This window comes from Aquirhabdus parva (assembly GCF_003351745.1).
Lineage (GTDB): Bacteria > Pseudomonadota > Gammaproteobacteria > Pseudomonadales > Moraxellaceae > Aquirhabdus > Aquirhabdus parva.
Map to the genome: position 1 here is coordinate 721,126 of NZ_CP031222.1, position 14,176 is coordinate 735,301.

Sequence of the window (14,176 nt, forward strand, 5' to 3'; positions counted from 1 at the left end):
ATGCAAGCTAATCATATTGATTCGGTGGATACAGTGGTTATTCAACGGTCGTTTTTTGAACGACTGGTTGCTTGGCTGAGGGGGAATTTTCTTTTAGCGCTTGTTGTTATCCTGCCAACATTTATATCAATTGTTTACTATGGGCTTATTGCATCCGATGTTTATATTTCAACATCGGAATATGTCGTTAGGAGTCCTCAAAAGCAACAGTCCTCTTCTGGTATTGGTGCTTTACTTCAAGGAGCGGGATTCTCCAAAGCTCAAGATGATGTCTATTCTGTGCATGATTACATGCTCTCACGCGATGCCATGTTTACCCTAGACCGCAGTATGGATTTAAAGAAAGTCTATGGTAGTAAAAATATAGATATCTTCAATCGTTTTGGGGGTTTAAGTGCAGAAAATTCTTTTGAATCATTGTATAAGTATTATTCCAAAAAAGTAACTATCGATTTGGATACAGTGTCGTCAATCTCGACTTTGGAGGTTAGAGCTTATACTGCCGAAGATGCTTGGCGTATCAACGAGCAGCTTATCGAGTTGAGTGAGGCACTAGTCAATAAAATGAATGACCGTGGGCGTATTGACTCTGTCAGATCAGCTCAGTCAGAAGTTGATAGTGCTCGTCAAGCTGCCGTTGCTGCTGCGAAAGCTTTATCTGTGTATCGTAATAATCAGGGTATTTTTGATACAGATAAACAATCTGCATTGCAATTAGAACAAGTCTCAAAGTTACAAGATCAATTAGTTACTACAATTACTCAGTTAAATCAGATAAAGGCTCTTGCTCCTAAGAACCCCCAAATACCTGTTCTTGAAAATCAAAAGGCAACACTCCTAAGTGAAATTTCCAGACAAACGTCAGGTGTGTCAGGTGGGCAGCGGTCTCTTTCTACGAAATCCCCTGAGTATGATCAATTACAGTTTAATTATGATGTCGCAGGTAAACAACTTGCAGCGTCTCTAGCAAATTTGGAAGTTGCCAAGAATGACTCTCAACGTAAACAGCTCTATGTTGAGCGTATAGTTCAGCCTAACAAGCCTGATAAAGCCATGGAGCCGAGAAGGATTCGTAATGTTTTTGCGACATTTGCTTTGGGCTTAATTGTTTGGGGTGTTCTTTCTATGCTGTTCGCCGGTATTTTGGAGCATCAGGATTGAAACTAAATCAATCAAACAATAAATTGATTGTTAAACCCTCTCTTATTAAATCCTTGGTGATTCAAAAGAGGGTAATTCATGCTTTGTTGATGCGTGAGATTCTGACTCGATATGGGCGTCATAACATCGGTTTTTTATGGTTATTTGTAGAGCCGATGTTATTTACGCTGGGTGTGACTGCGCTTTGGACGTTGTCTAAGGTCTCGCATGGTTCAAATCAACTTCCGATCGTAGCTTTTGCGATCACTGGTTATTCTTCTGTTTTACTTTGGCGGAATATGCCGAGCCGTACTGCGGCAGCCGTAGAGCCTAATCTTTCCTTGATGTACCATCGAAATGTTAAAGTCATAGATATCTATATATCTAGATTGTTTTTGGAGTTTGCTGGAGCTACGGCATCCTTTCTTATTCTTTCAATCGTCTTTTTTTCGATTGGTTGGCTGAAGTTGCCAGAGGACATTTTAGAGGTTATTGTTGGGTGGCTTATGCTTACATGGTTCGGTGTGTCTCTAGCCTTGGTTGTTGGTGCTTTGAGTTCCCGTACAGAGATTGTAGATAAACTATGGCATCCTATGTCATATCTATTATTCCCGCTGTCCGGAGCTGCTTTTATGGTGGATTGGCTCCCTCCAGCAGCTCAGAAATTTGTTCTTCTTTTGCCGATGGTTCATGGTGTGGAGATGGTCCGAGAGGGCTATTTCGGTTCTGCAGTAACAGCTCATTATAATTTGCCTTATATGGCATTTATTTGCCTATGCTTAACTGCTTTTGGGCTTACACAAGAACGAATTGTAAGCAGAAAGGTGACTCCAGAGTGATAAAACTAAATAATGTTTTTAAACGCTATCCAGTTCATTCTGGGGAAGTAACCGTTTTGGATAATATTAATTTGCAGGTGATGCCTGGCGAAAAAGTTGGAATCTTGGGTCGTAATGGTTCAGGAAAATCTACTCTTATTCGTCTTATCAGTGGTGCCGAGCGTCCAACGTCAGGTGATATTATCAGGACAATGAGTGTGTCTTGGCCTTTGGCATTTGGGGGCGCTTTTCAAGGGACGTTGACTGGGATTGATAATTTAAGATTTATATGTCGTATCTATGGAACAACAACAGAGGATAAAATTCCGTTTGTGCAGGAATTTTCTGAATTGGGGCGTTATTTAAAAGAACCTGTTAAAACCTATTCCTCAGGAATGCGTGCTCGCTTGGCATTTGCGATTTCTATGGTTGTTGAATTTGACTGTTTTTTGATTGATGAGGTTACTGCCGTTGGTGATAGTCGATTCCATGAGAAATGTCATATCGAGCTTTTTGAAAAAAGAAAAGATCGTGCGATGATTATGGTTTCTCATGATGCTGGTTATGTCAGGGAGCATTGTGATCATGCTGCAGTCATATTAGATGGGAAGTTACAATTTTTTGAGAATGTAGATGATGCATATGTCTATTATCAAGAATCGTTTGGTTGATTTATATGGGTTTTTTTTGGTACCGATTGGCTTTTAATGTAATTTCTGCTTGGTCTGCTCGTCAGCAAGTTATAGCTTTTTCCGGCTCTATAAGAAATAGAGAGATTGATGCAGATGTAAAAGAACGTCAATTGCTGATAGATGTCTCAGTGATCATCAATCACGATGCAAGAACAGGGATACAGCGCGTAGTAAGGGGGATTATGATGTATTTACTTGCATCTCCACCCAAAGGTTATTGTATTCGACCAATTTTTGCGACAAAGCGACATGGTTATCGATATGCCTCTAATTTTTTGAATCATCCGCTCAAAAATAATAAAAATAGTAAAGTACAGGTGAATGCAGGTGATATCTTTTTAGGCTTGGATCTTGCAGCTCATTTGTTACCAAGATATCAGACTCAATTAATTGATTGGAAAAAGAAAGGTGTAAGTGTACATATTGTTGTCTACGACTTGCTTCCTTTGTTACATCCAGAATGGTTTAGCAATAAAACAGTGAAGAATTTTCGGCGTTGGATTAAAACAGTAGCCATTTTTGCAGATAGCGCCGTGTGTATCTCCCAATGTGGTAAAGCTGAGTTGGAAACAATGTTGGCCGAAAAATTCGGTTTTACGAAAGATGCACTGCCAATTGGCGTTATTCCATTAGGTGTTGAGATTGATGAAAGCTTACCAAGCCATGGGTTGCCTGAGAACGTTGATTATATTTTGTCTGTTTTAGAAAAAAAACCCACTGTACTCATGGTCGGTACGATAGAGCCTAGAAAGGGTTATGGGCAAGTCTTGGATGCATTTGAGAAGCTATGGCAAGAACATCATGACATCAATTTAGTTATTGTCGGTCGTTCAGGGTGGAAAACAGAATCTCTTCAGCGTCGATTGCGCTTCCATGTTCAAAGTGAAAAGCGCTTATGGTGGTTGGATGATGCTAGTGATGAGTTTTTGAAACAACTGTATACAGTTGTTGAAGGCGTGCTTATTGCATCAGAAGGAGAGGGTTTTGGTTTGCCGTTGATGGAAGCGATTGGTCACAATAAGCCTATTTTAATCCGTGATATTCCTGTATTCCGTGAGAGTGCCGGAACGGCGGTAACTTTTTTTAGTAATGGTTCTCCGGATAGTTTAGCGATCAGTATTGCGAATTGGCTTGAGCAGATTCAAATGGGCCTAACACAGTCACATAAAGAGCCTCTTCCCTCTTGGCAAGACGGGGTCCAAAAATTGCTTACTTGTTTAAGTATTGCCTGACTCGGAGTGTGGACTGTTATTGTGTAATCGATAAATTATAATAATTTTATTTAAAACGATTATTGGTGTTTTAGTATTTTAAAGAGAGATTGAGTCATTGCTAACGATAATTAATTTGATTGAAAATAAATTATCTTGATAGTACACGTTATTTTTAAGTTAATGAATTATTTTAATTTTAGATATTTAAGAGCCTTGTGCAGGAATTATTAAGATGCCAAATGAAATTTCTATTAACGATAGATCAAAACATATATCTGGAAATATCGGGGATATTAAGGCCTTAATGAAATACGACGATCAAGAGTTCATTGAAAACGCGTATGGGGTACTTTTGAACCGTTATCCTGATAGTGAGGGACTTCGATACTATTTGGGAAGACTGCGCTCAGGAGTCCCAAAAGCAAGAATCTTACATCAGTTGCATACTTCTAGTGAAGCGCGTGAAATTGGTGTAAAGCTTCCCGGTTTAAAAGCCGAGCTGATAGCGAGTCGAATCCTACGTTTACCTGTATTAGGTGTAATACATCGTAATTTGCTGAGCAATAATCGTGTTTACCGATCATATGCTACGGTTAATGCTGATGTTATTACTGCAGTAGAACATCGTTTGAATGGTATTGTGCATCGATTCTTGGTATCAGGAGGTCAAGAAGATTCTCGCTTCGATAAATCGATAGAGGTTTTTAAACAGTTAATTGAGCAACAGGGGCAGTTAATTGAACAGCAAGGACAGCTCATTGCTCAACAAGGACAGTTGGTTGCCACAATTGCAGCTCAGAAACATACTGGGAATGAGAGGGTAGAGCTTACTTCCGTGGAGGGAGTTTCTCAAAATATTCCAGATGAGCCGCCCAAAGTGACGAATATACTATCATCCAGAGCCAGTGGGATTTTTAAGCAATTAAAAACGAAGTCGACGAGCCATTTTGAGGGAGATCGTTAATGCGTATTGTTATAGACATGCAAGGTGTTCAAGGCGGAAGTCGTTATCGAGGGATTGGACGCTATACCATTGCTTTAACACAGGCGATCATCAAGAATGGTGGGCAAGATAATGAAATTATCTTGGCTTTAAATGGAATGTTTCCTGAAAGTGTGGAGTTTATTCGAGCGATTTTCAGCCCATTATTACCAAAAAATAATATTCGTATTTGGCAGGCTCAGGCTCCAGTCTCCCAGATTGAATCGGCGAATGATAGCCGCAGGGAGGCTGCGGAGCTTATCAGGGAGGCTTTTTTAGCAAGCTTGAACCCCGATATTGTTTTGGTGAGTAGTCTTTTTGAAGGCTTCCATGGTAATGCTGTCACGAGTGTAGGCTTATTGAGTAATACGGTGCCGACTGCGGTTATTCTTTACGACTTAATTCCCTACATTAACCGAGATGTTTATTTGGCTAACCCTCTGGTTGCATCTTGGTATGACAATAAAATTGACCACTTAAGGCGTGCAGATATTCTATTTGGTATTTCTGAGTCATCTCGTCAAGAAGGAATTGGCTTTCTAGGGTTCTCGGAAGAAAGTTGTATTAATATATCAACTGCAGCCGATGAGCAGTTTCAGCCACAAAATATAGAGAAAAGCCAAGAGTTAGCGATAAGAAGTAAATATCAGCTCAAGCATGAATTCCTCATGTATACCGGGGGGATTGACCCCAGAAAAAATATTGAAGGTCTTATTTGTGCGTATGCCCAATTGCCAATATCATTAAGAAATGAACGGCAGTTGGCTATTGTCTGTGATATACAGCCACCGAGTCGTGCGGCTTTAGAGGGGTTAATTAGAGAGCAGGGACTCTCGCCACATGAGGTCATTCTGACGGGTTTCGTGCCAGAAAAAGATCTAATAGCACTTTATAATTTGTGTCAAGCCTTTGTATTTCCCTCGTGGCATGAAGGTTTTGGTCTGCCAGCGCTTGAAGCGATGGCTTGTGGTCGCGCGGTCATCGCTGCAAATACATCAAGTTTGCCTGAAGTAGTGGGTAATAAAGAAGCATTATTCAATCCTCTCGATCAAGAGGCGATGACTGCAAAGTTGTATCAAGTATTAACTGATGCGGATTTTAGATTACGGTTGCAGCAGCACGGTTTAGAGCAAGCAAAGCTTTTTTCTTGGGATACTAGTGCAATTCGTTTACTGGATGCTTTGAACATATGGTTCACTGGTCAAAGCAAAAAAATGAACTCAGTATTACCTACCAAGCGTTTAAAGTTGGCTTATGTTTCTCCATTGCCACCAGAAAGAAGTGGGATCAGTGACTACAGTGCTGAACTCTTACCAGAGCTTTCACGCTATTATGACATTGAGGTTATTGTTGAGCAGAGCGCCGTTATTGATCCTTGGGTTTCAGCCAATTGTCAAATTAGAGATTCGGCATGGCTTCGTGCGCATGCAGATAAATATGAACGGGTTTTGTATCACTTCGGAAATTCGCACTTTCATCAGCACATGTTTAGCCTGCTCAAAGAGGTTCCAGGCGTTGTTGTTTTACATGATTTCTTTTTATCGGGAATTGTCTCTCATATGGAGTTGACTGGTTATCGCCCAGACTTTTGGCGAAATACCTTGCTGTTTAGTCATGGCTATATCCCTGTTGAAAAGAGATATCATATTCCTGATATTGGGGATGTCATCTGGGAATATCCTGCGAATGCTCATGTTCTGCAGGATGCAACAGGTGTCATTGTCCATGCTGAGAACTCTCGTCGTTTATCTCAAAAATGGTATGGTCAAGATTCAGCAAAAGATTGGGCGGTGATTCCCCATTTAAGAACAGCCGTCCCTACTTTGGATAGTCAGCGGTATCGAGCGAAACTCGGGATCAGTGAAAATAGTTTTGTGATCTGTAGTTTTGGTCTGTTAGGTCCGACAAAGCAAAATCGACGTTTATTAGATGCATGGTTGGCTTCGGATTTAGCAAAAGATCCAAATTGTGTGCTTATCTTTGTCGGTGAAAATCATAATGGCGAATATGGAAATCAGTTAGTAGAAACAATCAATAAGAGCGGATTATCGAATCGTATCCGCATCACGGGTTGGACGGATACTGATGATTTCAGAAAATATCTATCTATCGCCGATCTCGGTGTCCAATTAAGAACCTTGTCTAGGGGAGAGACCTCTGGAACTGTTCTTGATTGTATGAATTATGGTCTGCCTACGATTGTTAATAGTAACGGTAGCATGGCTGATTTGCCTGATGACGGCGTCCTTAAATTACCTGACTTATATGAAGATATTGACTTAATTAATGCCCTCGAAATGTTGTGGAGTAATCCTGAGCAGCGTAGTGTGTTAGGGAGGCGAGCCCGAGAAATTATTCTAACTCAGCATAATCCTCGAAAGTGTGCGAGCCAATATGCGGTGCAGATTGAGCGAATCTATGCTGAGAAAGTGGTTAAAGTTCCAGCGCTTATTAATGCGATTTCTGAGTTGAAGGTTCCGCCAAGTGATGAGCAAGCTTTAATTGCGTTATCTGAGTCGATAGATCTCTCTATTCCTCCTCAGATTGGGGCACCGCAATTTTTAGTTGATATTTCTGAGTTAGTACGTGGTGACTCGAAAAGCGGCATCCAGCGCGTTGTCCGGAGTATTTTATTAGAGTTACTTTTAAATCCTCCAGTAGGGTTTAAGGTTGAGCCGATTTATGCAAATGGTGAGCACTCCTATTATTATGCGAGAAACTTTACCTTAAGCTTCCTTGACTGTCCTGAGACGGGACTCCCAGATGAGCCGATTAGCTTTAAATCAGGAGATGTTTTCTTAGGTTTAGATTTGCATCCATTTGTTCTGACGCATCGTAATTTTTATCAAACCTTGAGAAACTATGGTGTGGAAGTACGCTTCGTTATTTATGACTTGTTGTCAATAACGCATAGCCAATTCTTTAATGATGGTGCTGCTGAACAGTTTCATCGGTGGCTGAAAGTTTATGCTGAAAGTGATGGAATCATCTGTATTTCACAATCCGTTGCTACGGATGTTATGAGTTGGCTTAAAGTCAACGGCATTCAAAGAGAGCGGGCTTTAAAAGTGAACTGGTTTCATCTTGGTGCGGATATACAAGCATCAAAGCCCACCACTGGATTAGTCAATAATGCGGCTTCAATACTCGCAAAGATTAAAGCTCATCCTAGCTTTCTAATGGTCGGAACGGTCGAGCCACGTAAAGGGCACAAGCAGGTATTAGACGCTTTTAATGAATTATGGGCTAATAATGTTGATGTTAATTTGGTCATCGTCGGTAAATCAGGCTGGAGGATGGAAGAAACCATTCGACTGATCCGTGATCATTCTAAATTAAATCGCAGGTTATTTTGGTTAGAAAGTATCAGTGACGAATTTCTTGAGCAGATTTATGAAAACTCGAGTTGTTTAATTGCAGCAAGCTATGGTGAGGGATTTGGTTTACCACTTATTGAAGCTGCACAGCATAAATTGCCGATTATTGCGCGGGATATTCCTGTATTTCGCGAGGTTGCTGGTGCAAATGCGTCCTATTACTCAGGCCATACTGGTCAAGAGCTAGCTGCAACTATTCAAGAATGGCTAGCGCGTTATTCTATTAAAGATATTCCTTTATCGGATCATATCCCGTGGTTGACTTGGAGAGAGAGTACCTCGAATCTACTCGATATCATTGTCAACAATCAGCCTTATTTAACGTGGGAACACGACGGTATTTATCGCTATTGGGGAAGCGATGATCGTTTAAATACAGTTGTTGGAAAAGCTAAAGGTCACAGTATCTTAAGTAATTTTGAGGCGGGTTGTTTGATCTATGGTCCGTACATAAATTTATCTGCTGGAGATTATACACTTGTAGTCTTTGGCGAGTTGGGCGAAGGGGGAGCAGGTGGTGCCTATATTGATATCGCTGTTAATGGGGGCACTGTTTTATTAGAGCATAAATTCCAAGCCACTGAGGCAAGTGGTCAGATTGCCACACTTACCTTGCGATTAGAGCGGGATTATACGAGTGTTGAAATTCGAACATGGGTAACGGCGCAATCTGATATAACAATTAGTCGCATTGAGCTTTCCCCCTATGTCAAACCCATTGAATACGGCGTTGTACATTATTGTGGAAGTGATAGCCGTTTTCACACTCAAGCTGGACGGCGCGAAGGATTGGAGATTCTCAGTTCAGGCAAGTCGGGCTATCTTTTGTTTGGGTTGTATATCCCACTCAAAGCCGGGAATTATGTTGTCGTTATTGAGGGTGAAATAGCAGGCAACGGCGTAGCGGGAGCTTATTTAGATGTTGCTGTGAATGGAGGGGAGAAACTAGCCCATCAGGAAATTAGATATTTAAGTGGAACGAATAAGCTAGTTGTTTTATCACTGCACCTCGAACGAGATTATCCTGACGTAGAGGTGCGAGTTTGGGTTAATGAGTTGTCAGATATCAAAGTCAGTGATTTATTAATTTACCCGAATTTATTGAATGATGAGCAAAATCGTGTTTTGGCACATGGCTCTCGGAAGTTTTTAGCTGCTGATAGTCGTATCTACTCTCAAGTTGGGCGATACATCAACTTTGATATCTTCAGTACTGGAGTCGCCGGCTATCTCTTATATGGTCCATACCTAGCATTGCCATCCGGTAGCTATCAGATAAAAATTTACGGACGTATTGAGCAAACTAGTGACTGTTTGATTGATGTAGTGATTGATCGAGGATCTCAAGTTTTAGCTTCTAAAAAATTATCGGCTCTCTCTACAAATGGCTTACTTATAATTTTGTATGTGCAGCTAGATCATTCTGTTTTAGACATGGAAGTTAGGGTTAAAGTTGATGATCAAACAAGTATGCAACTTTCTTCGCTTGAGTTTATACCTATAGATCAGATATCGGGTACTAGGGATATAGAGCCAGAATCATTGCATGAAGAAAAAGTTGAGAAGCCGGTCGTCAGTGTCGCAAAACGTTCTTTATTTGATAAAAAGAGTAGGAAAGTTGACCCTGCACTCCAAGAAAAAGTTGTTTCAGGCGTCGAGGAGGAACAAGTCAACGAATCTAAACTTTCTTCAAACCAGGACTCTGAATTAGTATTGAATGAAAATAGCACTGATATTTCGCCATTGAAGAAAAAGTTTAGTGAGAAGTTTCTGGATTTTTTCAGATAATACTTTTTAAAATTTGTGTAATCAGGTGGATTTTTATTTCTGGCCATCATTTGAAATCAGAAAGTTAAATAACGGTATCTAACAGAAGGGTTGCTTTTATGAAAACAGCGGTTATTACAGGTATTACAGGGCAAGACGGCGCTTATTTGGCCGAATTGCTTTTGAGTAAAGGTTACAAAGTTTACGGCACATATCGTCGTACAAGCTCTGTAAATTTTTGGCGAATTGAAGAACTTGGGATCGAAAAAAATCCAAACTTACATCTCGTTGAATATGATTTGACTGACTTATCTGCAAGTATCCGTTTATTGCAAACAACGGAAGCTACCGAAGTCTACAATCTTGCAGCACAAAGTTTTGTCGGTGTTTCATTTGAACAACCGATTACAACTGCTGAGATTACAGGAATCGGTCCTGTTAACCTTTTGGAAGCTATTCGTATTGTTAACCCCAAAATTCGTTTTTATCAGGCATCTACATCCGAGATGTTTGGTAAAGTTCAAGCCATCCCGCAAAAAGAAAATACCCCATTCTATCCACGTAGTCCTTATGGCGTAGCGAAGCTTTATGCCCATTGGATGGCGATTAATTATCGTGAGTCATATGGAATCTTTGCTTCAAGTGGCATCTTATTTAATCACGAGTCACCTTTGCGTGGTCGTGAATTTGTTACGCGTAAGATCACTGATAGCGTTGCCAAGATTAAGTTAGGTAAGCTTGACGTGTTAGAGCTTGGAAATTTAGATGCAAAGCGGGATTGGGGATTTGCGAAAGAATATATCGAAGGTATGTGGTTGATGCTACAAGTGGATGAACCAGATACCTTTGTTCTGGCAACAAATCGTACTGAAACAGTACGTGATTTTGTAACCATGGCATTTAAAGCTGCGGGCATTACCGTAGAGTTTAAAGGGACTGATGTCAATGAAATTGCGGTTGATACTGCAACAGGCAAGACCGTGATGAAGATTAATCCAAAGTTTCACCGTCCAGCAGAAGTCGAATTGCTTATTGGTGATCCTGCACATGCTAAAGCTAAGCTTGGTTGGGAGCCTAAAACGACTCTGGAAGAGCTTTGTAAGATGATGGTTGAAGCTGATCTTCGTCGTAATGAACAAGGGTTTTCATTCTAATACTTGTCGATTTAAAAAGTTCTGATATGGGATGGAAATATTATGTTCATCCCAGATTCTTTGTATGATGAAACTATAAAAATTATATTCGTAATTCATGAAATGAGATTTTTTTTAATCTCCTTCCTTTTTTGATTTCTGCGATACTTAAAGTAGATCTATGACATATTCTTTTTTCAATAGCGAGTAAGATATGGTCAACAATCAAGCTGATTTACCAGAAGACATATCAACAGTGTCTTTTTTGCCAACATTTATATCGTATGCACAGAATTTTGAAGATGTCATGCTCTGGCGAGCTTTAAAAACGATTCAAAATGGTTTCTATGTCGACGTTGGTGCAAATGATCCCATTATTGATTCGGTAACGCATGCTTTTTATTTAAAGGGCTGGCGAGGAATTAATATAGAGCCTGTTGTTGCGCATTATCATGACTTGCAGACAGTTCGCCCTGAAGATGTTAATTTACAAATAGCAGTGAGTGACCATGAAGGCTTTCTAGCATTTTATGAGACTGAAATCAGGGGGTTATCGACAGCCTCTTCTCGTGTTGTTAATCAGCATAAAAAAGACGGCATTCAGATTATTAGCTATGAAGTTCCCACAAAAACACTGACGAGTATTTTGGACGTATATAGTCCAAAACAGATTCATTTTTTAAAAGTAGATGTAGAGGGATTGGAGGAACAAGTTTTAAGGGGTTTGGATTTTACTCGATATCGCCCGTGGATTTTAATCATCGAAGCGACATTGCCTAACTCTCAGGTTATGAGCTACGAAGAGTGGGATGGGTATCTTATCGAGATGGATTATCTCTTTGTTTATTTTGATGGGTTGAATCGTTTTTATCTCGCAAAAGAGCACGGAGAGTTGGCTTTTGCTTTCGAACTGCCTCCTAATGTGTTTGATTATTTTGAACAGTATCGCTTTGTTCAGTTACAGCAGGCCTATGAAGTATTGAAAACGAAGAAAATTGAGGGAGAGTAGTTTTGGCAACAGCATTGATTACAGGTGTGAATGGTTTTACTGGGCGTTATTTAGCAGAAGAATTACGTTCAGCGGGATATGATGTCGTGGGTATGGGATCTAAATCCTCTCAAGGTTCGAGTTTAAATGCTTCTTATCATTGTGATTTACTTGATAGAGATGGTTTGGTTAAGGTATTAAGTCAAGTAAGGCCAGATATCATTGTACATTTGGCAGCAATTGCTTTTGTCGCCCATGGGGATGTCGATGCAATTTATCGAACTAATGTTGTGGGTACACGTAATTTACTTGAAGCAATTGTTAAAAGCGGTCATATCCCACGTTCGATATTGATTGCAAGTAGTGCAAACATCTATGGTAATGCTCTTGTTGAACCGATAACTGAGCAAGTGGTCGCTGCGCCTGCAAATGACTATGCGGTGAGTAAACTTAGCATGGAATACATGGCCAAATTATGGTTTGAGCAATTACCCATTACGATTGTTAGGCCTTTTAATTACACTGGTGCAGGCCAGTCTATTAACTTTTTGATTCCTAAGATTGTAGACCATTTCAAACGTAGGGCTAAAACAATTGAATTAGGGAATATCAATGTGATCAGGGATTTTTCCGATGTACGTTCCGTTGTTCGCTGTTATCGGTTGTTACTAGAGTCAAATATTCGCAGTGATGTGTTTAATGTATGTTCTGGGAAAGGTCATTCTTTGCTTGATGTTTTACAAATGATGCGCGAAATTTCTGGTCATGAGCTTGATGTGCAAATAAATCCTGCCTTTGTTCGTGCAAATGAAGTACATCGTCTTATTGGGTCTCGAGAGAAATTTGATCATGTTGTTGGTCCAGTTACAGATATCCCGCTTCGTGAAACGTTGAGTTGGATGTTAAATAGTCCGTTATGAATTTAATTATAGCTGTAGATGCATTAAAACCTCCTCTCACGGGTATCGGGCGCTATACAAAAGAGTTGGTGAGTCGCATTCGAGTGTCAGAAGATATTCATCAATTAAAATACTATCTGAATGCTCGTTGGGTTGAAGAGCCATTAACCATTCCTGTTACAGGTTTAGTTAAGTATGAGTCGTTAAAAGTACCGCGTGTTCTGCGCCAATTCTATTTAGGAAAAACGGTTAAAAATTCGGTGTTCCACTCTCCGAATTTCTTTATCCCCCCTTTTGTAGAGCATGGGATAGCAACCATTCATGATCTTTCTGTGTTTAAGTTCCCTGAAACCCATCCTGCAGAGCGTGTCCGAGACTTTGAAAGAAGATTGGGTCAAACCTTAAGTGTAGCAAAACATATCATTACTGATAGTAAATCGACTCGTGAAGAGGTAATTGAATATTTTGGTTGGCCTTCTGCTCGAATCTCCGCCATTCATTTGGGTGTTCCTGAAGTTTATAAACCTAGACCTCATGTGGACATTTATGCGCAATTATTGAGCCGGTACAATCTCACTCCGAATAAATTCACATTATGTGTTTCCACGATTGAACCGAGGAAAAAAGTCGATCGATTAATACAAGCGTATGCTCTTTTGCCAATTAGGATTCGTACAGAGTATCCTTTGGTCATCATTGGAGGTAAAGGCTGGCATAGTGAGCTATTACACAAAGTGATGGAGGATGCTCAAAGAGCGGGCTGGCTATATTATCTAGGATTTGTGGATGAAGTGTATCTTCCCGCCATTTATGCGGGAGCGCGGTTGTTTGTTTATCCATCTATCTATGAGGGGTTTGGTTTGCCTATTGCCGAGGCAATGGCTTGTGGTATCCCTGTCATTGCTTCAAATCGCTCATGTTTGCCAGAAGTAACATCTGGTGCCGCAAAATTAATTAATCCTGATGATGTCGATGAATTTTCTTTAAGTCTCCAGGCTTGCTTAACTGATTTAATATGGCGAGAAAAGGCCGTCGGACAAGGACTGAATGTTGCCAAAGCATATACTTGGGATAATTGCGCACAGCAGACCTTAAAAGTTTATAAGAGAGTGGCTAATGCTATATAGTCAGTTTCGAGGATGCTTCTATATTGGGTTTAGATATTT

General features: G+C 40.3%; 10 protein-coding genes. All 10 read left to right on the plus strand.

Going from position 1 to position 14,176, the window contains the following annotated elements:
* The 10 genes from HYN46_RS03235 to HYN46_RS03280 all read left to right on the plus strand — a co-directional run bounded on the left by HYN46_RS03235 (position 1) and on the right by HYN46_RS03280 (position 14,137).
* Positions 1-1,161, plus strand: coding sequence for a hypothetical protein (locus tag HYN46_RS03235; protein ID WP_114898075.1), 1,161 nt, complete (start codon positions 1-3; stop codon positions 1,159-1,161).
* Entirely contained in the window at positions 1,158-1,979 is an 822-nt protein-coding gene (locus HYN46_RS03240) for an ABC transporter permease (protein ID WP_210009327.1), read from the plus strand. The genes HYN46_RS03235 and HYN46_RS03240 overlap by 4 nt, the downstream gene beginning before the upstream one ends.
* Positions 1,976-2,629, plus strand: coding sequence for an ABC transporter ATP-binding protein (locus HYN46_RS03245; RefSeq protein WP_114898076.1), 654 nt, complete (start codon positions 1,976-1,978; stop codon positions 2,627-2,629). Before HYN46_RS03240 ends, HYN46_RS03245 begins: the two co-directional genes overlap by 4 nt.
* A gap of 5 nt (positions 2,630-2,634) precedes the next feature.
* Entirely contained in the window at positions 2,635-3,882 is a 1,248-nt protein-coding gene (locus tag HYN46_RS03250) for a glycosyltransferase family 4 protein (protein WP_114898077.1), read from the plus strand.
* 214 nt (positions 3,883-4,096) lie between these two features.
* A complete protein-coding gene (locus HYN46_RS03255; protein ID WP_114898078.1) occupies positions 4,097-4,828 on the plus strand; it encodes a DUF4214 domain-containing protein in 732 nt (243 codons plus the stop codon).
* The gene (locus HYN46_RS03260) at positions 4,828-10,011 is read left to right on the plus strand and encodes a glycosyltransferase (RefSeq protein ID WP_114898079.1); all 5,184 of its coding nucleotides are present in this window, start codon (positions 4,828-4,830) and stop codon (positions 10,009-10,011) included. Before HYN46_RS03255 ends, HYN46_RS03260 begins: the two co-directional genes overlap by 1 nt.
* A gap of 98 nt (positions 10,012-10,109) precedes the next feature.
* Positions 10,110-11,144, plus strand: a complete 1,035-nt coding sequence (gene gmd / locus HYN46_RS03265) for a GDP-mannose 4,6-dehydratase (protein ID WP_114898080.1) — start codon at positions 10,110-10,112, stop codon at positions 11,142-11,144.
* A gap of 193 nt (positions 11,145-11,337) precedes the next feature.
* Positions 11,338-12,132, plus strand: a complete 795-nt coding sequence (locus HYN46_RS03270) for an FkbM family methyltransferase (RefSeq protein WP_114898081.1) — start codon at positions 11,338-11,340, stop codon at positions 12,130-12,132.
* Positions 12,133-12,134: 2 nt separating this feature from the next.
* The gene (locus tag HYN46_RS03275) at positions 12,135-13,031 is read left to right on the plus strand and encodes a GDP-mannose 4,6-dehydratase (protein ID WP_114898082.1); all 897 of its coding nucleotides are present in this window, start codon (positions 12,135-12,137) and stop codon (positions 13,029-13,031) included.
* Positions 13,028-14,137, plus strand: coding sequence for a glycosyltransferase family 4 protein (locus HYN46_RS03280; RefSeq protein WP_114898083.1), 1,110 nt, complete (start codon positions 13,028-13,030; stop codon positions 14,135-14,137). Before HYN46_RS03275 ends, HYN46_RS03280 begins: the two co-directional genes overlap by 4 nt.
* Positions 14,138-14,176: the final 39 nt, after the last annotated feature.